The sequence below is a fragment of the Bradyrhizobium sp. Crot121 genome, assembly GCF_059512385.1.
This window is the reverse complement of sequence record NZ_JCAMOR010000006.1, coordinates 67,192-90,348: the sequence shown is the minus strand read 5'-3', so window position 1 is coordinate 90,348 and position 23,157 is coordinate 67,192. Positions and strand designations below refer to the sequence as shown.

Annotated in this window: 17 protein-coding genes; 11 read left to right on the top strand and 6 right to left on the bottom strand. The window is 62.8% G+C overall.

Features of this window, described 5'->3' with window-relative positions:
• Positions 1–72: 72 nt before the first annotated feature.
• The 4 genes from AC5ZGW_RS08705 to AC5ZGW_RS08690 are packed head-to-tail and all read left to right on the top strand — an operon-like array spanning position 73 to position 3,412.
• The gene (locus AC5ZGW_RS08705; protein ID WP_130226648.1) at positions 73–990 is read left to right on the top strand and encodes a branched-chain amino acid ABC transporter permease; all 918 of its coding nucleotides are present in this window, start codon (positions 73–75) and stop codon (positions 988–990) included.
• Positions 987–1,934 carry a branched-chain amino acid ABC transporter permease gene (locus AC5ZGW_RS08700; RefSeq protein ID WP_130226647.1) on the top strand — a complete coding sequence of 316 codons (948 nt, stop codon included), beginning with the start codon at positions 987–989 and terminating at the stop codon, positions 1,932–1,934. The genes AC5ZGW_RS08705 and AC5ZGW_RS08700 overlap by 4 nt, the downstream gene beginning before the upstream one ends.
• A complete protein-coding gene (locus tag AC5ZGW_RS08695) occupies positions 1,927–2,706 on the top strand; it encodes an ABC transporter ATP-binding protein (RefSeq protein ID WP_130226646.1) in 780 nt (259 codons plus the stop codon). The genes AC5ZGW_RS08700 and AC5ZGW_RS08695 overlap by 8 nt, the downstream gene beginning before the upstream one ends.
• Positions 2,699–3,412 carry an ABC transporter ATP-binding protein gene (locus AC5ZGW_RS08690; protein WP_130226645.1) on the top strand — a complete coding sequence of 238 codons (714 nt, stop codon included), beginning with the start codon at positions 2,699–2,701 and terminating at the stop codon, positions 3,410–3,412. The genes AC5ZGW_RS08695 and AC5ZGW_RS08690 overlap by 8 nt, the downstream gene beginning before the upstream one ends.
• Before the next feature lie 2,122 nt (positions 3,413–5,534).
• On the opposite strand, the gene AC5ZGW_RS08685 is transcribed toward AC5ZGW_RS08690, so the two are convergent.
• The 3 genes from AC5ZGW_RS08685 to AC5ZGW_RS08675 form a co-directional block, all read right to left on the bottom strand.
• Positions 5,535–6,395 carry a DMT family transporter gene (locus AC5ZGW_RS08685; RefSeq protein ID WP_463327023.1) on the bottom strand — a complete coding sequence of 287 codons (861 nt, stop codon included), beginning with the start codon at positions 6,393–6,395 and terminating at the stop codon, positions 5,535–5,537.
• Positions 6,396–6,484: 89 nt separating this feature from the next.
• Positions 6,485–7,099 (bottom strand): TetR/AcrR family transcriptional regulator, encoded by a 615-nt coding sequence (locus AC5ZGW_RS08680; RefSeq protein ID WP_130231770.1) that lies wholly within the window; start codon positions 7,097–7,099, stop codon positions 6,485–6,487.
• Positions 7,100–8,099: 1,000 nt separating this feature from the next.
• Positions 8,100–8,582, bottom strand: coding sequence for a hypothetical protein (locus AC5ZGW_RS08675; protein WP_130229157.1), 483 nt, complete (start codon positions 8,580–8,582; stop codon positions 8,100–8,102).
• Positions 8,583–8,871: 289 nt separating this feature from the next.
• Here AC5ZGW_RS08675 and AC5ZGW_RS08670 point away from each other — a divergent pair, with 289 nt between their 5' ends.
• Together AC5ZGW_RS08670 and AC5ZGW_RS08665 are read left to right on the top strand one after the other, a co-directional pair.
• Positions 8,872–10,554: a glycoside hydrolase family 17 protein gene (locus AC5ZGW_RS08670; RefSeq protein ID WP_245475007.1), complete on the top strand. Its 1,683-nt coding sequence runs from the start codon at positions 8,872–8,874 to the stop codon at positions 10,552–10,554.
• Positions 10,555–10,571: 17 nt separating this feature from the next.
• Positions 10,572–12,053: a GH1 family beta-glucosidase gene (locus AC5ZGW_RS08665; protein ID WP_130229156.1), complete on the top strand. Its 1,482-nt coding sequence runs from the start codon at positions 10,572–10,574 to the stop codon at positions 12,051–12,053.
• A 321-nt stretch (positions 12,054–12,374) separates the two neighbouring features.
• Here AC5ZGW_RS08665 and AC5ZGW_RS08660 read toward each other — a convergent pair whose 3' ends face one another.
• The gene (locus AC5ZGW_RS08660) at positions 12,375–13,811 is read right to left on the bottom strand and encodes a glutamine synthetase family protein (protein ID WP_130229155.1); all 1,437 of its coding nucleotides are present in this window, start codon (positions 13,809–13,811) and stop codon (positions 12,375–12,377) included.
• 115 nt (positions 13,812–13,926) lie between these two features.
• The gene (locus AC5ZGW_RS08655) at positions 13,927–15,285 is read right to left on the bottom strand and encodes an aromatic ring-hydroxylating dioxygenase subunit alpha (RefSeq protein WP_130229154.1); all 1,359 of its coding nucleotides are present in this window, start codon (positions 15,283–15,285) and stop codon (positions 13,927–13,929) included.
• Between the two features lie 119 nt (positions 15,286–15,404).
• Between AC5ZGW_RS08655 and AC5ZGW_RS08650 the strand changes: the two genes are divergently transcribed.
• A complete protein-coding gene (locus AC5ZGW_RS08650) occupies positions 15,405–16,190 on the top strand; it encodes an IclR family transcriptional regulator domain-containing protein (protein ID WP_130229153.1) in 786 nt (261 codons plus the stop codon).
• A gap of 189 nt (positions 16,191–16,379) precedes the next feature.
• Here the strand turns inward: AC5ZGW_RS08650 and AC5ZGW_RS08645 are convergent, their stop codons facing one another.
• On the bottom strand, positions 16,380–17,288 hold the full coding sequence (locus AC5ZGW_RS08645; protein WP_130229152.1) for a helix-turn-helix transcriptional regulator: 909 nt from the start codon (positions 17,286–17,288) through the stop codon (positions 16,380–16,382).
• Positions 17,289–17,426: 138 nt separating this feature from the next.
• On the opposite strand from AC5ZGW_RS08645, the gene AC5ZGW_RS08640 reads away from it, so the two are divergent.
• The 4 genes from AC5ZGW_RS08640 to boxB all read left to right on the top strand — a co-directional run bounded on the left by AC5ZGW_RS08640 (position 17,427) and on the right by boxB (position 23,151).
• Positions 17,427–18,962: a benzoate-CoA ligase family protein gene (locus AC5ZGW_RS08640; protein WP_130229151.1), complete on the top strand. Its 1,536-nt coding sequence runs from the start codon at positions 17,427–17,429 to the stop codon at positions 18,960–18,962.
• Between the two features lie 106 nt (positions 18,963–19,068).
• Positions 19,069–19,875 (top strand): alpha/beta fold hydrolase, encoded by an 807-nt coding sequence (locus tag AC5ZGW_RS08635; RefSeq protein ID WP_130229150.1) that lies wholly within the window; start codon positions 19,069–19,071, stop codon positions 19,873–19,875.
• Between the two features lie 121 nt (positions 19,876–19,996).
• On the top strand, positions 19,997–21,685 hold the full coding sequence (boxC, locus tag AC5ZGW_RS08630) for a 2,3-epoxybenzoyl-CoA dihydrolase (protein ID WP_130229149.1): 1,689 nt from the start codon (positions 19,997–19,999) through the stop codon (positions 21,683–21,685).
• A 14-nt stretch (positions 21,686–21,699) separates the two neighbouring features.
• Positions 21,700–23,151 carry a benzoyl-CoA 2,3-epoxidase subunit BoxB gene (boxB, locus tag AC5ZGW_RS08625; RefSeq protein WP_130229148.1) on the top strand — a complete coding sequence of 484 codons (1,452 nt, stop codon included), beginning with the start codon at positions 21,700–21,702 and terminating at the stop codon, positions 23,149–23,151.
• The last annotated feature ends 6 nt before the right edge of the window (positions 23,152–23,157 follow it).

Genomic DNA, 23,157 nt, shown 5'->3' with positions numbered 1-23,157 from the left:
CGGGGCGAGGGAGAAGGCGGCGGCGCATGCGCGCTGCCGCTGTTTTGTTTGTGAGGCTGACTTAAGCTCCCGATGTTCCTTCTGATCGAACAACTTCTGAACGGATTGCAGTTCGGCCTGCTCTTGTTCCTGCTGGCGGCCGGGCTCACGCTGGTGTTCGGCATCATGGATTTCGTGAACCTGGCGCATGGTTCGCTCTACATGATGGGCGCCTATTTCGCCGCGACCTTTGTCGGCTGGACCGGCAGCTTCGTGCTTGGCGCGATCCTCGCGCTCGCCGCCACGCTTCTGCTCGGCATCGCCCTTGAATTCGTGGCGCTCAGGCATCTCTATGGCCGCGACCATCTCGACCAGGTGCTGGCGACCTTCGGCCTGATCCTGTTCTTCAATGACATGGTGCGGCTGATCTGGGGCCCGGCGGGCCTTGCGCTGCCGCTGCCGACATGGCTGACCACCCCGGTGCAGCTGCTGCCCGGCGTGTACTATCCGGCCTACCGGCTCTCGATCATCATTGTCGCGCTGCTGGTCGCCGCGCTGCTCTATCTCGTGGTGATGCGCACCCGCATCGGCATGCTGATCCGCGCCGGCGCCTCCAACCGCGAGATGGCCGGTGCGCTCGGCATCAACATCAAGCTGCTGTTCACGCTGGTGTTCGGTCTTGGGGCCGCGCTCGCGGGCCTTGCCGGCTTGATGCAGGCGCCGATCCTGACCGTGCAGATCGGCATGGGCGAGAACATCCTGATCCTCGCCTTCGTCATCATCGTGATCGGCGGCATCGGCTCGATCCGCGGCGCCTTCCTCGCCGCGATCTTCGTCGGCCTGATCGACACGCTCGGCCGCGCCTTCCTGCCGGATCTCCTGCGCAAGGTGCTGAGCGGCGCCGCCGCCTCGACCGCCGCACCCGCTTTGTCCTCGATGCTGATCTATTTGTTGATGGCGATCGTGCTGGTCATGCGGCCGGAGGGGCTGTTTCCGGCCGCCAAGCGATGAAGTTCAAGCTCAACGCCAGCAACGCCGTTGTGGCGGTGGTTTGCGCCGCGCTTGTCCTGCTGCCGGTCTATTCGGCTGTTACAGGCAATATCTTCATCCTGACGCTGTTCACGCGCATCATCATCTTTGCGCTGGCGGCCTCGAGCCTGAACCTGATGATGGGCTATGGCGGCATGATGAGCTTCGGCCACGCCGCCTATCTCGGCATCGGCGGCTATGCGGTCGGCATCCTGGCGGCCGAGGGCATCGGCTCCGGCTTCATCCAGTGGCCGGTGGCGCTCGCCGTCTCCGCTTTGTTTGCGCTGGTGATCGGCTCGCTCTCCCTGCGCACCCGCGGCGTCTATTTCATCATGATCACGCTCGCCTTCGCGCAGATGGCCTATTACGTCGCCTCCGCGCTGTCGCGCTATGGCGGTGACGACGGCCTGACCATCTACAAGCGCAGCACCTTCGACGGGCTGATCAACCTCTCGGACCGCACGCAGTTCTACTATCTCTGCCTCGCCTGCCTCCTCGGCGGCATCTACCTGATCTGGCGCATCGTCAATTCGCGGTTCGGCCTGGTGGTGCAGGGCGTGCGCTCCAACGAGCAGCGCATGCAGGCGATCGGCTTTCCGGCCTATCGCTACCGGCTGACCTGCTTCGTCATCGCGGGCACGATCTGCGGCCTTGCCGGCGCACTGCTCGCCAACAATACGGATTTCGTCAGCCCGGCCGTGATGTACTGGACCCGCTCCGGCGAACTCATGGTGATGGTGATCCTCGGCGGCATGGGTTGGCTGTTCGGCCCGTTGATCGGCGCGATTGTCTTCCTCGTGCTGGAAGAATTGCTGTCGCAGTTCACCGAATATTGGGCGCTGATCATGGGCCCGCTATTGGTCTTGATCGTGCTGTTCGCGCGTGGTGGCATCATGGGCCTGCTCGGGAGGGTGCGTCGTGGCTGATCCCCTGCTTCGCGTCGACAATCTGGTGCGCCGTTTCGGCGGCATCCTCGCCACCGACAATCTGTCGCTCGAGGTGCCGCGCGGCGAGTTGCACGCGATCATCGGCCCCAATGGCGCCGGCAAGACCACGCTGATCAGCCAGTTGACCGGGCAATTGATGCCGAATTCCGGCAGCATCCATTTTGCCGGTCGCGACGTCACGCGGCTGCCGTCCTATCGGCGCAGCCGGCTCGGGCTGGCGCGCTCGTTCCAGATCACCTCGCTGCTCAAGGATTTCACCGCGATCGACAATGTCGCGCTCGCGGCGCAGGCGCATGACGGCCACTCCTTCCGCTTCTGGGGCAACGCGCGCAAGGAGAAGCACCTGCGCGATACCGCGCGTGCGGCGCTGGAACGCGTCGGCCTCGGATCGCGCGCCGATGTCCTGGTCTCCGAGCTTAGCCATGGCGAGCAGCGTGAGCTCGAACTCGCGGTGGCGCTCGCAACCAAGCCGCAGCTCCTGCTGCTGGATGAGCCGATGGCAGGCCTCGGCGTCACCGAGTCCGCGCGGATGGTCGGACTGCTGAAGGAGCTGCGCAAGGAATTCACCATCGTGCTGGTCGAGCACGACATGGAAGCGGTGTTCGCACTCGCCGACCGCATCACGGTCCTGGTCTATGGCCGCGTTATCGCCTGCGATACGCCGGATGCGATCCGCCGGCACGAAGAGGTGAAGCGGGCCTATCTCGGCGAGCAGCATGCGGTGACCCGCCAGGGAGACCCAATTGGCTGACACGTTGCTTGAAGTGGAGAGGATCGAGACCTGCTACGGCCTCAGCCAGGTGCTGTTCGGCCTGTCGCTCTCGATCAAGAGCGGCGAGATGGTCGCGCTGATGGGCCGCAACGGCATGGGCAAGACCACCACGATCCGCTCCATCATGGGATTGACCCCGGCGCGATCAGGCGCGATCCGCTTCGCCGGGCAACAGGTGCGTGGCCTGCCCTCCTACAAGATTGCGAAACTCGGCATCGGCCTGGTGCCGGAGGGCCGGCAGATCTTCCCGAACCTGACCGTGCGCGAAAACCTGGTCGCGGCCTCAGGCAATCGTCTGCGCAGCTCGGATCCCTGGACGCTGGAGAAGATCCACGCGCTGTTCCCGCGGCTCGCCGAGCGCGGCAGCAACATGGGCGTCACGCTCTCCGGCGGCGAGCAGCAGATGCTCGCCATCGGCCGCGCACTGATGACCAATCCGAAACTCCTGATCCTGGACGAGGCCACCGAAGGCCTCGCCCCCTTGATCCGCGACGAGATCTGGAGCTGCCTGTCGATGCTGAAAGGACGCGGCCAGTCCGTGCTGGTGATCGACAAGAACGTCGGAAACCTCGCCCGCATCGCCGACCGCCATTACATCATCGAGCGCGGCCGGACCGTGTGGAGCGGCACATCGGAGCAACTGGTCGCCGAGCCCGATCTGCAGCACCGGTATTTGGGCATTTGAGATACGCTAGGCGCCGCGATGTCGGCTCGAAGAAGGTGTCGCTCCAGACCAGCTGCACCGCGTAGCCTGCTTGTTCGACCCGCCGAAGAATAAAAAGGTCATCTCGCATGCTATCCATGGAAGCAGGACGAAAATTATGCATGGCAGTCGTATGGTTGCTGCTCGCGTCGTACTTCTCGGTAGTGGTCGGTTTCGGTCTCGGCACGGATTCTCAGCTAGGCTGCGGGCTGGCGGGTTATTCGTCTCATGTGTGGCCTTCATTGAACGACGAGATAAATGCCGTCAGAAGCTCTCTGCCTCGCTACGAATGCGTTTTCGTTTTCTTGAAGTCGTTCAATCTGCTCCTGTCAGGAGCTGCTGCCTTGGTATTCATGGCGATATTCTTACGCAATTTCCGTGTGAGTAATACCCTGTTTCGGAGATGGCCATGGCCGTTTGTAGGTTCGTTTCTGTTGGGCGTAGCTTGCTTCGTCCTTGTCCGCTACTACCCAGTCAGCAGTTTTTCCCACCAGTCGCTTCTGAGGTCGATAATGTCGCCCGTTGTTATCTATTTTTTTATGTCAATAGGTCTCTTAGGACCGTTGGTGAAGGACGAGAGTGAGTAAGCAGCAATCGGGAAATCGCATTTTGAGACACTGAGGGTCAGGTAGGCCCTCCCAAGTTCAGCAGATGCCGGCCGGATGTCCGCTTGGCCGCCAAAGCGGGATGAGGGTGAACGATGACGAAGCTGTGCAGATGATCGACAGCTCGATTTGGTCGATATCAACGCCCACCGGTCTGGATCGCACTGGCAGCCGGTGAGGCCGACCGCCTTGCGCCGGCGCTCGCCGCAAACTCCGCCGTCATTGCGAGCGAAGCGAAGCAATCCATGCCTCTATCTCGGGATTTGAGGCACGGCTTGGCGCCGCGATGTGGGCCCGAAGAAGAGCTCCGTCGCCTACGCCGCTTGTGCGATCCACTGAAGTCGATATCCGCTTCGCGCCCAAAGCGATGGAATTGCTGCGCGGCAGTAAATGACGCAACGGGCCAGAATTCGACATGCAGGTCCATGCTGCGTGTACGCAGATGGCGCGATTCTGCTCAACCAAAAGCGGTTATGTGTCGATCTCCGTTCATGAAGATGAATGGAACTCGATGAGATGTTTCGCATGTTATGGCACAAGTAGCCCTTGCGCGCCGGTTTCGCCGAGCGCAGTCTTCCCGAGCGTTTCACAAGAACTTACGGAGGGTGCGACCATGCCAAGGGTCAAGCAGGCTTCGAAGCAGAAACGCGCAACCAAAGCCGCCACCGTGAAGGTGCTAGGTGCCGTCGGACTGGGTCTTTCGCTGGCGGGTAGTGCATCCGCATCCACGATGCCCGCTGCCGGTGTCCCGCAGCCTTACAATACCTCGCCAAATCAGCGCTTCTTTCTCGGCGAGGAGGAAATGGCCGACGTCAGTCTGGCCACGTTCCATCTCTTCGATAGAGAAAACTTTGGTCGCGGCGTGCAGCTGGCGCGCGGCGGCGGCTGCGGCGGTTGCGGGTGCGGCCATGGTGGCGGCGGTTGCGGCGGCGGCCGAGGTTGCGGTGGTGGCGGGTTTGGCGGCGGCCGAGGTTGCGGTGGTGCCGGATTTGTCGGCGGCGGAGGTTGCGGTGGTGGTGGATTTGCTGGCGGCCGAGGTTGCGGTGGTGGCGGGTTTGTTGGCGTCCGAGGTTGCGGTGGTGGCGGATTTGTTGGCGTCCGAGGTTGCGGTGGTGCCAGGTTTGTTGGCGTCCGAGGTTGCGGTGGCTTCCGTGGTTGCCTTGGCTTCCGTGGTTGCGGTTGCGGCGGCTGCGGGTTCAGCGTCGGGTTCTATGACGACATCGGGTTCGATGACGACATCGGGTTCGGTGGCTGGGGGTATGGTGGCTGGGGGGTTGGTGGTTGCGCGGGTTGCTGCGCATCCTGGGGGGCGTGCCGCTTGTGCTAAGTCCCACCAAGGACTCTGCCAAGCCGCGATCAGCCTCTCGCTGGTTGCGAGTTTAAGGTCGCCTTTGAAGGGTTTCGGACGCCGGCCGCCGAATATGCCGCGCCGTCAATCATGCGACCGGCATCCGAAACCCTTCACAAACCCGGAAGTCGCCACGACGCGACTTCCGGGTTCAAATCGGTCGAGCGCTCGGTCTTAATTGTGTGATAGCGACGCCGGAGATCGCGAGCAGCCCACCGACAATCAACTTTGGAGTCATGCGGTCGCCAAGGAATAACACGCTCGAAATCAAGGCGAACACCGGAAGCAGCAGACCGAAGGGTGCGACGCGGCCCATGGAGCAGCGGGCGATCAGCCAGAACCAAAGGCCAAACCCAACAATTCCTCCGATGAAAATTGTGTAGGCGAGTGCCAGCCAACCACGGTGATCCGCTGTGACAAGGCTCGCCAGTTGTCCATACTCAAGGAGCAGCGACAGCAACATGACCTGCGGCACCGTGAGCAGGGACGACCACCCCATCAACGCCAGGGGATCAAAAGGGCCGTAGCGTTTCGTCAAGACGTTGGACACCGCGAATGCGAAGGCTGATCCGACCACAAGCAGCAGCGGACGCGCATTTGCCGACAGGCCAGGCTCCGCTGCCAACACGACCACGCCGACGAATGCAAGCACCACTCCGGCGGACGTGGTGAGAGACGGCCTCTCCGCCAGTAACGGCCAGGCTAACAGCACAGTAAAGGGCGTGGCGAGCTGATATGCGACGGCCGACATGCTTCCCGAGCCGAGCCCAAGGCCAACATAGAAGAGTCCGAAGTTCAGTCCACCAAAGAAAATCGAAATAGCTGCGATCGGGCCGAGCTGTTGCCGCGTGGGCCTCTTGACGAACGGAACCAGCAGCAGCGCGATGGCCAGGAAGCGCAGTGCGAGGAAGAAGAGAGGCGGAAACTCCGTAACGCCCACCTTGATGGCCACGAACTGATAACCCCAGAGCAACGGAACGACCACCGCGCAGACGATCTGGATGGCAGACATGGGCATCTTCCTTTCAAGACCGATCAGTCTAGATATCGCTGCGCCAATAGCGGAGGCGTCGAAGGGGCGATTACCTGACGAAGGGTTGTTTACTTGATGAAGCGGTCGAGAAGAGCGTCAACGGTGGCTTGCGATGTGATCCGAGTCGGTGCCGTTTTGCCGACCACTCGCAGCCCCTCAACGAAACAGACGAGAATTCGGGCGGCACTTGAAGGCTCAACACCATCGGCCAACTTGCCCGCCGCCTTCCCGCGAGAAAGCGCATCCGCCACCCTGGCCTCCATGGCTTTGAAAAAGCTCGCGATGCGACGACCAACTTCAGCATCCTGGCCAGCCAGCTCCATGGCTGCGGCCACCAGCAGGCATCCGCGCCGACCATTGGCACCGCTGGTGCGGTCAACGTAGCCGGCAAGGTAGGCCCGCAGGCCGTCGACCGGCTCTCTGCGGGGGTCGAGTTCGATATCCATCCTTGTCAGAGCATCGGCAATGTAGCGATCAAGCGCCCGCAAGAAGAGCGAGTGCTTGTCACCGAAAGCCGCGTAAAGGCTGCCACGCGAGAGCTTTGTCGCACGAAGAAGGTCAGGGAGCGCCGTGGCGTGATAGCCGCGCGACCAGAACACACCCATCGCGCGTTCGACAGCAGCTTCCATGTCGAAACTTCGGGGGCGGCCACGGGGCAACTGTGCTGGGGTCTGGTGGCTCATTGCCAACATATAGACCAATTGGTCTTTAAATCGCAAGTGGCCGCTGTGGGTGATTTTCGACCGAGTAAGCAAACTCCGCCGTCATTCCGGGATGCGTACGAAGCGCGCGGGCCCGGAATCCATTTGGCCGCAAGCGCCTGTGGTGAAATGGATTCTATGATGTGCAATTGCACATCATAGCTCGATGCTGTCGCATCGCCCCGGAATGACTGGGGACACATCGCGCAATCCTCTCCTCCGTCATGGCCGGGGTTGACCCGGCCATCCACGTTCTCTCGGGCGCGTGGAAAGACGTGGATGCCCGGGACATCTGCGCGAAGACACGCCTCGCGCTTTTGCCCGGGCATGACGGTGTCGTATCATTCGCGCGATTTTCCTTAGGCCAATCAACGTGATTTGCCCTGTCCACCCCTCGCAGGAAAAACATTCCGCTTCCGTCGTCGGGCAAATCAGTGATTTAACTCCGCGCGTCTCAGCGCGAATGAGGGGCGGGGCGCGATCGTCACGAACGTTGCGGTGAGATGCGGTGGACGCGATGCGTATGACTGACGAGCACGCGCATCACGGACGGCGAAGTCGTGTGGTCCTGGCACCCCGACGCTGGCGCTAAGCTCGCGAGCAGCAAGAACTGCCGCGGGTGATGGTGGCAAGAAAGCCCGGTCACCAAGGAGAGCACGAAGTAAGCCGTAAACCACTGCGCAGGGAAAGCCGGAATGCTTCGGTTGACCTGTGGTCCTACCCCCGTGCTTTTTGTTGCACGGGACCCACGGGTGCAACCGGCACCCGGCTTTCCCTGCGCCCTCTGATATCGAGGAGGGTGAAACGAGACGCAAAGCTCGGGCGCAAAACGCCGCGAGAATGCGGACTCGCATCCTCACTGCTGTTTGAAATCAAACGTAGGATGGGTAGAGCGCAGCGAAACCCATCATTCGTGCCGCCGTCGCCGAAGCTGATGGGTTTCGCTGCGCTCTGCCCATCCTACGGAATTGCTGTTTGACATTCAAATCAGAACTCTCCGCTCGTCATTGCAAGCGCCAGCGACTTGAGCCCTCATATTGCTGATCGGCCAACCGGCGCGATGAAGCCGCGCATCGAAGGCATGAAGGTCGCCGGCGGCGGCGCTGACGTTGTTGTCACCCCATACGCTTGACCAGCTTCCGTTCGGAGTCAGTCTTGCCAATTGCGTTGGCCACGACTTGCTCTTGGCGTTGGACGCGAGTTCGTTGCTGGCGGCACCCTGGCCGGCGACCGTTGAATCGCCGAGACAGCCGATGATCGCATTGGCGTCTCCGCGCTGCTGCGCCACCGATGCTTTCTGCCAATTGGGGAGGTTGGAGCCGGTAAAATTGTAGAAGCCGGTAGGCAGCGGATTGCCGGGGGGCAGTACCTCGCCATAGGCCGGCGTCAGTAGACCAGTCCGCCTCGAAAGTTGCATACAGGCCGCCAGCGCCGCCGCGCCTGCAATGAACTCGCGTCGCCGCATCAATAGCTTCCCCGCGCAATCGCCAGGGCCTTCAAGAACGCGCGTAGCCTGCCCATTGCCATTCCTGCGTTTGTAGGCACATGAAAGACACTGCTATACTTCTTCCGTAAATCTACGGATGGGGTCTGCCGTAGTTGCGTGCGGCGAATTTGGGGATTTAGCTTTGGCTTGACCGGGCCAGGCTAAAGCATTTGAAACGATGTCTTCAATCGCTTTCTTCAGCGAACTGGATGGTTCCTCGCGCTCCCCTGCGATCGTCGGTTCGGACGCAGCCCGGAGCGCTCAACTGATGCAGCTCGATGTTCCCGCCGGATCAAGCCCCAATCGTGCGAGCCGGTTGCCCGGTGGCGCCGCCATAAGATCGCCGCTTAGGGTTGCCGCGCCGCTATGGCTGTTCCTACTGTCCATGTGCATCATTGTCGCGGTTTGGTGCTGGCTGGCAACGCCGGTCCCATTGGGACATGCGCCCGTCGATCTCGCGAAAAAGCTGGATTGTGTTTCCTATGCGCCATTTCGCGGCCACCAGACGCCGTGGAATTCCTCCGCCGTCATCAGCCCGGACCAGATCGCGGAAGATATCGCCGATCTTGCCAAGATCAGCACCTGCATCCGCATCTACTCGGTGGAGAACGGCCTGGACAAGGTGCCCGAGCTCGCGTCAAAGGTCGGGCTGAAGGTGATCCTCGGCGTCTGGATAGGACGCGATCGTCTGAAGAATGCCAGCCTCATCGAATCCGCGGTGTCGCTGGCCAACCAGTTCACCGATGTGGTGACCGCCGTCATCGTCGGCAACGAGGTGCTGCTCCGTGGTGAACTGCCCGAGGCGGGCCTTCGCGAGGCCATCCGCTCCACCAAAGGCCGCGTCAGCGTTCCCGTGAGCTACGCCGACACCTGGGACTTCTGGCTGCGCTACCCGGAGCTCGGCCATGACGTCGATTTCGTGACGATCCACGTCCTGCCCTATTGGGAAGACGTTCCGCCTCGCGCCGAGGAAGCGCCCCAGCATGTGCTCGACGCACGCAACAAGGTCGCGCTGGCATTTCCCGGAAAGGAGATCTTCATCGGCGAGGCCGGCTGGCCGAGCCGAGGACGCATGCGCGACGGTGCGCTGCCATCGCGCATCAATCAGGCGCGCTTCACCTTCGAGCTGCTCGACAAGGCCAGTCGGGAGAACGTTCGTATCAATTTGTTCGAAGCGTATGACGAGCCATGGAAGCGCCAGTGGGAAGGGACGGTGGGCGCTCATTGGGGCTGGCTCGATGGAGAAAGCCGCCGGCTGAAATATTCACCCGGAGCTGCCGTCAGCAACTATCCGTTCTGGAAGCTGCAGCTCGGCGCTGGCCTAGCTTTCAGCATCGCCATGTTCGTCACGGCGTTGTTGGCGCGCCTGCGCTCGGCTGCGCCAACGGCATTGTCGCGGTGGCTTGCGGTGTCGGCATCCGCCACCGTCGGCGGAATCCTGCTCGGTATCAGCGTCGAGAATGCGCTCCACGAAAGCTACGGCCTTGCCGGGTTGATGCGGCAAGGCTCGTTCTTGATCGCGGCAACGGCTCTGCCGCTCCTGTGCATGAACGCCTTGATGTCGGGCCGCGCACTCCCGGCGTTTGCGGAATTGATCGGACCGCGCGAGATGCGAACACGATCCCTGCCGGCACTGCTTCACGGCGCTGTGCTCCTCCTCACTGCCATGGTCGCAGCGGAAAGCGCACTGGGCTTCATGTTCGACCCGCGGTCGCGCGACTTCCCATTTGCCAGCTTGACCATGGCGGCGGTGCCGATCCTGGTGGTGGCGCTGCTGAACCGTCGAAAGCCAGAGGTCAGCGCAAGGTCTGAGTCGGTATTCGCGGGGCTGTTCGCGGCGGCCGCGGTCTTCATCCTGCTGAATGAAGGCATTCAAAACTGGCAGTCGCTATGGACCGCGGCCGCGTTTGTCCTGCTTGGCGCCGCGCTGTGGTCGTCGCGCGAGCGGTGAATTTCTGGAGTACATCGATGTCGCTGGATGGACTTTCACGGCGTCATTTCGCAACGCTCGCCGGAGCGGCAGCGCTCGGATTGTCGGCCGCGCCGGCCTATCCGGCCGATGCCGGCAAGCCGCAGGGGGGCAGAGCCGCCGGTGAAAATTCGCTGGCCGGCTTTCCGGCCGATTTCCGATGGGGCACGGCGACCTCGGCCTATCAGATCGAAGGAGCCGTCAACGAAGACGGCCGCGGGCCGGCGATCTGGGACGGCTTTGCTCACACGCCCGGGACCATCTTCGATCACAGCAATGCGGATGTCGCCGATGATCACTATCGCCTGTACCGCGACGACGTCCAATTGATGAAGGCGCTGGGAGCCACGGCGTATCGTTTCTCGATCGCGTGGCCGCGCGTCTTCCCGGAGGGGGCAGGCACGCCAAATCCGAAGGGCCTCGACTTTTACGACCGGCTGATTGACGAACTCCTGGCGAACGGCATCGAGCCGTTCGCCACGCTCTATCATTGGGATCTGCCCCAGGCATTGCAGGACCGCTTCGGCGGCTGGATGTCGCGCGACACCGCGAAGGCCTTTGCGGATTACGCGGCCTATGTCGCCGAGCGCCTGACCGATCGCGTCAGCCACATCTTCACCATCAACGAATGTTCGAGGCTCGTTCATCTCGGCCACGGCCTTGGGATCGACGCCCCTGGTTTGAAACTGCCGCAAGCCGAGTTGAATCAGGTCTGTCACAACGTTGCGCTCGGACATGGCCTGTCGGTGCAGGCGATCCGCGCGCGTGGGCGGCCGGGGACGAAGGTCGGGCCCGCGGAGAACCTGGTCGTCTGCATACCGGCGATCGACACTCCCGCGCATGTGCGCGCCGCAGAAATCGCGACACGTGAACTCAACGGCGGCTATCTGACCGTGATGCTCGAAGGGCAGTACATCGACGGCTTTCTGGCTCCGGCCGGAAAGGACGCCCCAAAATACACGACCGAAGATCTCCGCATCATCTCGTCGCCGATCGATTTCTTGGGGCTGAACATCTACAAGCCCGACCATTACGTGCTGGCGGCCGACAACGAACGCGGCTTCGCCTTGGCGCCGTTTCCCGCATCGTTCCCGCACATGGATGCGGATTGGCTCCGGTTCGGCCCCGAGGCGATGTATTGGGCGCCGCGTCACGCGGCAAAGCTGTGGGGCGTGCGGTCGATCTATATCACCGAGAACGGGACGTCGTCGTCGGACCAACCTGCAGCGGACGGCAACGTCTACGACCTCGATCGGGTGATGTATCTGCGCAATTATTTGCAGCAGCTCCAGCGCGCGACGTCACAGGGAGTGCCCGTGGCCGGGTACTTCCACTGGAGCCTGATCGATAATTTTGAATGGGCGGATGGCTATCAGAAAAGGTTCGGGCTCTACCACGTCGACTTCAAGACGCAACGCCGTACCCCGAAATTGAGCGCTTCATTCTACCGTGAGGTCATCAAGCAAAACGCCGTGGTCTGATATGCCGGACAGGCGTACATAAATGCTTTGATGTCAGCGGCCCAGATGGTGCCGTCCCATTTGCGCAAGGCTGGCGCGGCAGGCAAAGCGGTAAATGATGTTAAAGAAATATGCCAACATGATCGAACTCCGCTGTTGATCATGGAGGGGTAGGTTGACCCCTTATTCTTTCAGGAGATTTTCGTGGCTTGGCAAAATGGTTTCGTTGCCGCCATAGTGGATTTCGTCGGGCGACAATGCACGAAATCGATTCACGCGCGTGTGAGGAATATCGCCGTCATTTGGTGAGGTCTACTGTCCTTGTTCGCGGCGTCCGTCCCCTCAGAACATCTCGAAATATTCGCGATGCTCCCAGTCGGACACTTCGGCCTGGAAACGCTCGATCTCGGCGTTCTTGATATGCACGTAGTAATCGACGAACTCCGCGCCGAGCGCCTGGCGGAAAAACGGATCGTCGCTCAGTGCGAACACCGCCTCACGCAGGCTCTTTGGCAATAGCGCCGCCTTGGTTTCGTACGGAGTGTCGGCCGATGGCCCCGGATCGAGCTTGCGGTCGATGCCGTCCAGCCCCGACAGGATCTGCGAGGCCATGTAGAGATAGGGATTGGCGGCCGGCTCCCCGATCCGGTTCTCCAGCCGCGTCGCGGGATCGCCCGTGCCGCCGAGCACGCGGATCATGACGCCGCGATTGTCACGGCCCCAGATCGCGCGGTCCGGCGCCAATGAGTAGGAGCGGTAGCGCTTGTAGCCGTTGATGGTCGGCGTCGTGAACACGGTGGAGGCGCGGGCATGCTGCAACAGCCCGGCGAGATAGCAGGACCCGAACGGGCTCAAGGCCTGGTCGGGCTCCCTCGCCATGAGTGCATTCTCGCCGCTTGTGCGCGACACCAGCGACTGATGCAGGTGCCAGCCCGACGCAAACACGTTCGGCAGCTTCGGCCGGCACATGAAGGTCGCGTGGTAACCATGCCGCCGCGCGATCTGTTTCACGGCGGCGCGGAACAGCACCATGGTGTCGGCGGGCTCGATGCCTGCGGTCGGCTGGAACGTGAATTCGCACTGGCTCGGGCCAAACTCGACCTCGACCGAGCGCAGCGGCAGGCCAAGCGCGAGGACGTCGCGGCGGATGATCTCGAGCGCCGGCTCCATCTGGTCGTAGCGCTGCTCGGTCAAATACTGATAGCCGTGCGAGAGCAGGCTCACCGAGGGCGGCCGGCCCGGCTGACCGGAATGCTCCGGCGCCATATGCGCGTCGTCGAGCTTGAAGAGGTGGAATTCGACCTCCAGGCCGGCAACGAAGTCATAGCCGCGCGCGCCGAGCTGCTCGAGCACCCTGCGATAGAGATTGCGCGTCGCGAACGGCACCGGCCGGCCGTCATTGAAATAGATGTCGCAGAGCAGCCAGCCCGTCGTGGGCGCCCATGGCAGTATCCGGAACGTAGTGGGGTCGGCCACCATCAACACGTCGGCGGCGCCTTCCATCTCCTTCATGCCGAAGCCGCCGCCGGCGGTGAATACGGGAAACACCGTCTTGTGCGAAGTGTCCTTCGCCAGCATGGTCGTGGTGATGGAGCAGCCGTTTTCCAGCGCGCGCACCGCCTCGGTTGCGATCAGCGTCTTCCCGCGCAGGATGCCATGCTGGTCCGGAAACGACAGCCTGACAACTTCGAGGTTCTTCTCTTCGACGATGCGGCGGACGCGCGCCGCCGCCGCCTTTTGCTCATCCGACCACAGGCCGTGACGCTGGACAAAGCTCAACGCGCTGTTCCTTTGCATTGATCGTCATTGCGAGCGCAGCGAAGCAATCCATTGCCTCCGCGCGTGTGGATGGATGGATTGCTTCGCTTCGCTCGCAATGACGGGGAAAGCAGCATCACTCGGCCGCCGAGAGATGCCGCACCTTGCCGGCGATCTCGCTCGGCACCGGCGCAGCCCACGGCGCGCCGCGGCGCCGCTTCACGTCGACTTCCATCCAGTAGAGCTCCCAACCTTGGGTCGGCCCAATGCCGTCCATGGTCGCGGGGCCCTGGATGCTGCGGGACGACGCCTCATCCAGGAACAGCATCGGCTTCTCGCCGCCGGACACCTTTTCGATCTCCTGCCGCAACAGCCGGCGATACTGCACGATCGCCTTGTCGCTTTGGCCGAGATGCTCCTTGGTGCGATCCTGGATCGGGCCCATCGATTCCACCGCCCATTGGTCGTGGACGTTGATGTCGTTGCCCATGCCGGTATAGGTCGCCGTCATCTGCTCGTGCGGATCGAAGCCGTAATCGTTCGACCTGTTCTTCCGCGACGTGTAGTCGGGCAGCTCGTAAAGTTCGAGCCGCTGGTCGCGCATCTTCTTCTTGTCGACCGGCGCCGTGTAGCTGGTGAAGATCGCGTACCAGTAGCAGTTCTCGTCATCGACAGGCACGTGCCACTGCGTGATCGTCATCTCCGTGCTCATCGGAATGACGAAGCCGTGCGGGAAGAGCTGGTTGGTCACCCGCACATGGGTGCGCGCTTCATCCAGTTCGCGCAGCGCGATCAGCCGCAGGCCATATTCGGTGTGCTCGACATTGATGATGGGCCGGTCATATTCGCGCAGGATCCTGGTCATCGGCATCTCGGATCCCGCGGACGCGCCGCGGAACTGCTTGCCATATGCGGTCGAGGTGTCCTCGTCCTCGAAGAAGCGGTGCAGGTAGGAGGCGTGCGAGGGATCGATGCCGACTTCGAGCGCCTGCAGCCAGTTGCAGTTCATGTGGCCCTTGAAGGCGAAGGTGTGGCTGCCGGGCGCCACGAAGCAGTCGATCTCCGGAAAGGCCGGCGGGGTACCTTCGCCGAGATAAGCCCAGAGGATGCCGCTCTTCTCGACCACGGGATAGGAGCGCTGCCGGATGCCTTTGCAGAGCTGCGAGTTCTTCGGCTCGGCCGGCGTCTCCAGGCATTGACCGGTGACGTCGAACAGCCAGCCGTGGAAGGCGCAGCGCAGGCCGCCATGTTCGAGCCGGCCGAAGGCGAGGTCGGCGCCGCGATGTGCGCAATGGCGCTCAATCAGGCCGTAGCGGCCCTGCTCGTCACGAAACAGTACGAGATTTTCGCCAAGCAGCCTGACGGGGCGTACCGGCCGCGCCCCCTCGAGTTCGTCCACCAGCGCCGCCGGCTGCCAGTACATCCGCATCAATTTCCCGCACGGATCCTTTGGCCCGGTGCGGGTGATCAGGTCGTTCTGCTCCTGGCTCATCATGGCGGCGTTCCTTCCCGGGTATCTGGATTTGTTCGCCTATTGAACGAATGGGCGAATTATGCCATGGCTCAATACGGCGGCAAGCCTAATTTTTGATCCGCGCCGCCAGGGGCGGGCCTATGCCGAAGCTGAAGCGTGAAGATCGCGAGGAGCGCGCCACCGATTTCGTCGAAAGCCTCGACCGTGGGCTGCGGCTGCTCCAGATCTTCGGCACCATCACCGGCCCTGCGACGCTGAGCGACCTGGCGCGTGCCGCCGACCTGCCGCGCGCCACCGCGCGGCGCATCCTGTTCACGCTGGAGCGCGGCGGGTTCGTCGCAACGGATGGCAAGCTGTTCACGCTCACGGCGCATGTGCTGACGCTCGCAGGATCGTACCTGCGCTCGAACCAGGTGATCGCGGTGCTGCAGCCGGTGCTCGATTGTATCGCGAGTGCGGCGCAGGAGATCAGTTCGCTGGCCTTGCTCGATGGCGACGAGGTGGTGTTCGTCGCGCGCGGCAGCCCGGCGCGGATGTTCTCCAGCGGTCTCGATATCGGCTACCGCCTGCCGGCCTTCTGCACCTCGGTCGGCCGCGCCATGCTCGGCCGGCTCCGTGATGAAGAACTGGCAATGCGGTTGAAGGCAATGCGCCGCGAGGCGCTGACGCCGCAGACGGTGACCGACCCGAAGCGGCTGCTCGCCGCCATCATCGCCGATCGGCAAAAGGGCTATTCACTGGTCGACCGCGAAGCCGAGCCACATTTCCGCTCGATCTCGGTGCCGGTGCGCCGCTACGACGACACTATTGTTGCCGCCATCAACATGGGCGCCCATGTCGACCGCGTGCCGACGGAAGAGTTGATCGAGCGATTCCTGCCGCTGCTGCGCGAGGGAGCGGAGGATGTGAAAGGCAGGTTGCTCTGAAGCGTGTAGCCCGGGTTGCGCTTCGCTCTTTCCATTCTACGACTGTCGTCCCCGCGAAGGCGGGGACCCATAACCACAGGGAGAGGTTGTGGCGCGAGCAAGCAGTTGCAGCGGAGCATACAACAAAGGCCTGTGGTTATGGGTCCCGGGTCAAGCCCGGGACGACGGGGAGTTGCGTGGTTGGCGTAACTACATCGCCACGCTGCGCAATCCAAAACTGCGCGCCTGGTTCTGTAGCACCGGCGTCACTGCTTCGATCAGCCGCGCGGCTGCGGCATCGACGGAAAGGCCGGCCGTATCGACCACGGCCGATGCACGGGAATAAAGCGGCTCGCGGCTGAGCAGGATGTTGCGCAGCTCGGCCATCGCCGAGCGATCGTCGGCCATCGGCCGCAGATCACCTTGCCGGCGCACCCGCGCCATGTGTTCCTCCGGCTCGGCCTTCAGCCAGATCGTGTAGAACGACGACAGGATCAGGTCGAAGGTCAACGGCTCGGAGACGATGCCGCCGCCGGTGGCGAGCACCATCAGTTCGTTCCGCGCCAGCAATTGCTTCAGCGCGGCCTGCTCCATGCGCCGGAAACCTTCCTGGCCGTAAAGCGCGATGATCTCGGCGACGGAGAGGCCGTTCTCGCGCTCGACCTCCTTGTTGAGTTCGACAAAGCTCCAGCCGATCCGCTTCGCCAGCATCCTGCCGAGCGTGGACTTGCCGGCGCCGCGCAGCCCGATCAGCGCGATGCCAGAGAACGAGGAGCGCCGCGGCGTGGATGCGCTGCCGCCGGCGAGGATGTCCTTGGCGTGCGCGATCTGCTCCGGCGTCGCCTTGCGCAGGAGGTCGCGGATCACGGCCCAGTCCGGCGCCGGCTCAGCGGAAGGGATCAGGTCTTGCAGATGCGCGCCCATCGCGTGCGACACCCGGCGCAGCAGCACGATCGAGACATTGCCCTTGCCGCTTTCGAGCTGCGCGATATAGCGCTCCGAAATTCCCGAAACCTTGGCGAGCACTTTCCGCGACATGCCGCGCAGCGCGCGCATCGTGCGCACGCGCTGGCCGAGCTGTTCTAGGAAATCGGTTTCGGGATCGCCTTGGTCTGTCATGTCCCCCCGCAAAGGAGTCGCAGGAAGGATAGTGCCGACGAGGATTGACAGCAAGCCGCTCCAGTGGCTTTCTATGAATTATAATTCTTAAAATCTGGGGAGAGACGTCGTGGCGCGCGTGGGCGTACGGAGCAGGGCATGAGCGGCACCTCCTACAACGCGGTGACTTGGCTGTTGGACCGCAATGTCGACGAGGGCCGCGGCGACAAGCTCGTCTTCGACGACACCGTCTCGCAACTCACCTATGGCGAGCTGCAGCGACAGACGCGTCGCCTTGCCAACCTGCTGCGCCGTCTCGGCGTCCGCCGCGAGGAGCGGGTGGCGATGATCATGCTCGACACGGTCGATTTCCCGATCGTGTTCTTGGGCGCGATCCGCGCCGGTGTGGTGCCGGTGCCGCTGAATACGCTGCTCACCGCGGATCAATATGCCTATGTGCTCGCCGACTGCCGCGCGCGGGTGCTGTTCATCTCCGAAGCGCTGCTGCCGATGGTGAAGGACATCGTCGGGCGGATGCCTGACCTCGAGCATGTTGTGGTCTCCGGCAAGGATGCGCACGGCCACAAGACGTTTTCCGACGAACTGGCGCGCGAGGGCGATGACTTCACAACCGCCGCGACCCATCCGGACGAGCCGGCGTTCTGGCTCTATTCGTCAGGATCGACCGGCATGCCCAAGGGCGTGCGCCACCTGCATTCCAATCTCGCCGCGACGGCCGAGACCTACGCCAGGCAGGTGCTCGGCATCCAGGAGAACGACGTCGGGCTCTCGGCGGCAAAGCTGTTCTTTGCTTACGGTCTCGGCAACGCGCTCACCTTCCCGATGTCGGTCGGCGCCACCACCATCCTCAACTCGGAGCGGCCGACGCCTGCGGTGATGTTCGCGCTGATGAACAAATATCACCCGACCATCTTCTACGGCGTGCCGACGCTGTTCGCGTCGATGCTGCACGATGAAGCGTCGAAGACGATGCCCGCGGGGAAGCGGCTGCGCATCTGCACCTCCGCCGGCGAGGCGCTGCCGGAATCCGTTGGCAATGCCTGGAAGGCGCGTTTCGGCGTCGATATCCTTGACGGCGTCGGCTCGACCGAGCTCTTGCACATCTTCCTGTCGAATGCGCCCGGCGACATCAAATACGGCTCGTCCGGCCGTCCGGTCCCCGGCTACAGGGTGCGCCTCGTCAATGAGTCGGGCGCCGACGTGCCGGATGGCGAAGTCGGCGAACTCTTGGTCGATGCGCCCTCTGCCGGCGAAGGCTACTGGAATCAGCGCAGCAAGAGTCGGCAGACCTTCGAAGGTCACTGGACCCGCACCGGCGACAAATATATCCGCGATGCCGAGGGCCGTTACACCTTCTGCGGCCGCAGCGACGACATGTTCAAGGTCTCCGGCATCTGGGTCTCGCCTTTCGAGGTCGAGAGCGCGCTGATCACCCATCCCGCGGTGCTGGAAGCCGCCGTCGTGCCGGAAGCCGATCCGGAAGGATTGCTCAAGCCGAAGGCCTTTGTGGTGCTGCGCGCGGACGCGAACACCGATGGCTTGCACGAGACGCTGAAGGAGTACGTCAAGCAGAAGATCGGCCCGTGGAAATATCCGCGCTGGATCGAGGTGGTCGAGAGCTTGCCCAAGACCGCGACAGGCAAGATCCAGCGCTTCAAGCTGCGGGAACACTAGTCGTCATGGCCGGGCTTGACCCGGCCATCCACGTCTCGCCACTTGGCAAAAGGACGTGGATGCCCGGGACAAGCCCGGGCATGACGAGAGACACAAGAGGAGCAACATGACTCTTTCTCCGTCCGGCTTCCTTCGCATCAACGGCTCCGATCTCGAATACCGCATGATCGGTCCGGCTCCTGACGCAGCACCAACCATCGTGATGCTGCATGAAGGCCTGGGCTCGGTCGGACTGTGGGGTGACTTTCCCGAGAAGCTGCAGGCAGCGACCGGCGGCGGCGTGTTCGCCTATTCGCGCGCCGGCTATGGCGCCTCGAGCCCGGTGAAGCTGCCGCGGCCGCTCGACTATATGCACACCGAGGCGCAGGAGGTGCTGCCGAAGCTGTTGGATGCCATTGGCTTCCGCCGCGGGCTTCTGGTCGGGCATTCCGATGGTGCGTCGATCGCGGCGATCTACGCCGGCTCGCACCAGGACCATCGCCTGCAGGGCATCGCATTGATCGCGCCGCATTTCATCGTCGAGGACATCTCGGTGAAGTCGATCGCGGAGATCAAGACGATGTACGAGAGTACGAACTTGAAGGAGAAGCTGGCGCGCTGGCACAAGGATGTCGACAACGCCTTCTACGGCTGGAGCGGCGCCTGGCTCGATTCGAAATTCCGGGACTGGGATATTTCCGAATACCTCGCCTATGTCCGCGTACCCATCGCGATCCTGCAGGGCGGGGCCGACCAGTACGGGACGCTGCGCCAGGCCGAGATCGCCAAGGAAGAGTGCTACTGCCCGGTCGATGTCACGGTCATTCCGGGCGCGGGACATTCGCCGCACCGCGAGGCGCCGGAGGCAACGCTCAACGCAATCGCGGATTTCGCCGAGGCGGCGTTGCGGACTGACCAGCCGCAAGCGGCCTAGGCCATTGGCCGAGTGCCGGAACATGAAACAAAGTGCATGTTCTCGCGTTCTTGACTGGACCAATTTCAAAACATGCATTATTGTGCATGATCAGATAACCAATAACGCACAAGGGTGGCTCATGGCCGGTGAGGATCGCGTGCTCGCGAACGGCGCGAAATACATCGATTTTCAGACCGACCCGTCCCGGTACCGGCATTGGAAACTCGATGTCGACGGCGAGGTCGCAACCCTGACCATGGACGTCGACGAGAATGCTGGCCTGTTCGAAGGCTACCAGCTCAAGCTCAATTCCTACGACCTCGGCGTTGACATCGAACTCGCCGACGCCGTGCAGCGGCTGCGCTTCGAGCATCCCGATGTGAAGGTCGTGGTGATGCGCTCGGGCAAGAACCGCGTGTTCTGCGCCGGCGCCAACATCCGCATGCTCGCGGGCTCGACGCACGCGCACAAGGTCAATTTCTGCAAATTCACCAACGAGACCCGCAACGGGATCGAGGACTCCTCGGAGAATTCCGGCCAGCGCTTCATCACCGTCGTCAACGGCACCGCGGCCGGCGGCGGCTACGAGCTTGCGCTGGCGACCGACCACATCATCCTCGCCGACGACGGCGCGGCCGCCGTGGCGCTGCCGGAAGTGCCGCTGCTCGCGGTGCTGCCGGGCACCGGCGGGCTGACGCGTGTCGTCGACAAGCGCAAGGTGCGCCGCGACCATGCCGACTTCTTCTGCACCATCGAGGAAGGCATCAAGGGCAAGCGCGCCGTGCAGTGGCGCCTCGTCGACGAGATCGCGCCGAACAGCAAGCTGGAAGGCAAGCTCGCCGACCGCGTCAAGGAATTCGCCGCCAAGTCGACGCGCAACGGCAGCGGCAAGGGCATTGCGCTCTCGCCCCTCAACCGCGTGATCGACGAGAACAGCATCCGCTATGGTTTCGTCAGCGTCGATATCGACCGCGCCGCACGCATCGCCACGATCTCGATCCAGGCGCCGGAGGCCGCGCCGCCGTCCGATATCGACGGTCTGATCGCGCAAGGAGCGGCGTTCTGGCCGCTGCAGGTCGCGCGCGAGCTCGATGACGCGATCCTGCATCTGCGCATCAACGAACTCGGGATCGCGATGCTGGTATTCAAGAGCCACGGCGATCCCGCTCATGTCGTCGCCTATGACGATTTCCTCGAGGCCAACAAGTCCCATTGGCTGGTCAACGAGATCAGGCACATTTGGAAGCGCGTGCTAAAGCGCATCGACGTCACCTCGCGCACGCTGGTGACGCTGGTCGAGCCCGGCTCCTGCTTCGTCGGCACGCTCGCCGAACTCGTGTTCGCCGCCGATCGCTCCTACATGCTGATCGGCTCGCGCGAGGGCGACAACCGTCCGCCGCCCGCGATCCAGCTCACCGCGATGAATTTTGGGCCCTATCCGATGAGCCACGGGCTGACCCGTCTGCAATCACGCTTCCAGGCCGACCCATCCGATCTTGAGCGGGCGCGTGGCGCGATCGGCAAGGCGCTCGATGCGGAAGAGGCCGAAGGGCTCGGCCTCGTCACCTTCGCGCTCGACGACATCGACTGGGACGACGAGGTGCGCGTGTTCCTGGAGGAGCGCACCAGCTTCTCCCCCGACGGCCTTACCGGCATGGAAGCGAACCTGCGCTTCGTCGGCCCCGAGACCATGGAATCGAAAATCTTTGCGCGTTTGACCGCGTGGCAGAACTGGATCTTCCAGCGCCCCAACGCGGTCGGCGAAGAGGGCGCGCTGCGGCGCTACGGCACCGGCCAGAAGGCGCAGTTCGATATGACAAGAGTCTAGACGGGAGGTTCGCCATGAACGTCAACATCATGAACGTCGACTACTCGACCAAGATTCCGAACAACGTGAACCTGTCGGCGGATCGCCAGGTCTTGAAGGCGCTGGAGGGCTGGCATCCCGGCTACATGGACTGGTGGAGCGACATGGGGCCGGAAGGCTTCCAGCAATCGCTGGTCTATCTGCGCACCGCCTATTCGGTCGATCCGCGTGGCTGGGCCAAGTTCGACTACGTCAAGATGCCCGAATATCGCTGGGGCATCCTGCTCGCGCCGCAGGAAGAGAACCGCGTGGTGCCGTTCGGCGCCCATTATGGCGAGCCGGCCTGGCAGGAAGTGCCAGGCGAGCACCGCGCCATGCTGCGCCGGCTGATCGTGATCCAGGGCGACACCGAGCCGGCCTCCGTCGAGCAGCAGCGCCATCTCGGCAAGACCGCGCCCTCGCTCTACGACATGCGCAACCTGTTCCAGGTCAATGTCGAGGAGGGCCGCCATCTCTGGGCGATGGTCTATCTGCTCCAGAAATATTTCGGCCGCGACGGCCGCGAGGAGGCGGATGATTTGTTGCGCCGCCGCTCGGGCGATGCCGATGCGCCGCGCATGCTGGGCGCTTTCAACGAGGCGACGCCGGATTGGCTCTCCTTCTTCATGTTCACCTATTTCACCGACCGCGACGGCAAGATGCAGTTGCACTCGCTGGCGCAATCCGGCTTCGACCCCCTGTCGCGCACCTGCCGCTTCATGCTGACGGAAGAGGCGCACCACATGTTCGTCGGCGAGACCGGCATCAGCCGCGTCGTGCAGCGGACCTGCGAGACGATGCGGGAGGCCGGCATCGAGGATCCGACCGATATCGCGAAAGTGCGGGCGCTCGGGGTGATCGACCTGCCGACCATCCAGAAGAAATTGAACCTGCACTATTCATTGTCGCTCGATTTGTTCGGCTCCGAAGTCTCGACCAACGCCGCCAACGCCTTCAACGCCGGCATCAAGGGCCGCTACAAGGAGACGACGATCGAGGACGATCATCAGCTCCAGAACTCGACCTATCCGGTGCTGAAGCTGATCGACGGCGAACTCAAGCTGGTCGACGAGCCGGCGCTGACCGCGCTCAACATGCGCCTGCGCGACGACTATACGCAGGACTGCGTGAAGGGCATGCTGCGCTGGAATAAGGTGATCTCGACATCAGGCTACGACTTCAAGCTCGCAGTGCCGCACGTCGCCTTCCACCGCGCCATCGGCGAGTTCAAGGACGTCGCGGCGACCCCCGAGGGCATCCTGATCGACGACGCCACCTGGAACAAACGCAAGACTGAATGGTTGCCGACAACCGAAGATGGCGAGTTCATCGCTTCGCTGATGAAGCCCGTCACCGAGATCGGGAAATTCGCCTCCTGGATCTCGCCGCCGAAGGTCGGTATCGACAACAAGCCCGGCGATTTCGAGTACGTGAAGATCGAGTCATAAACCGGG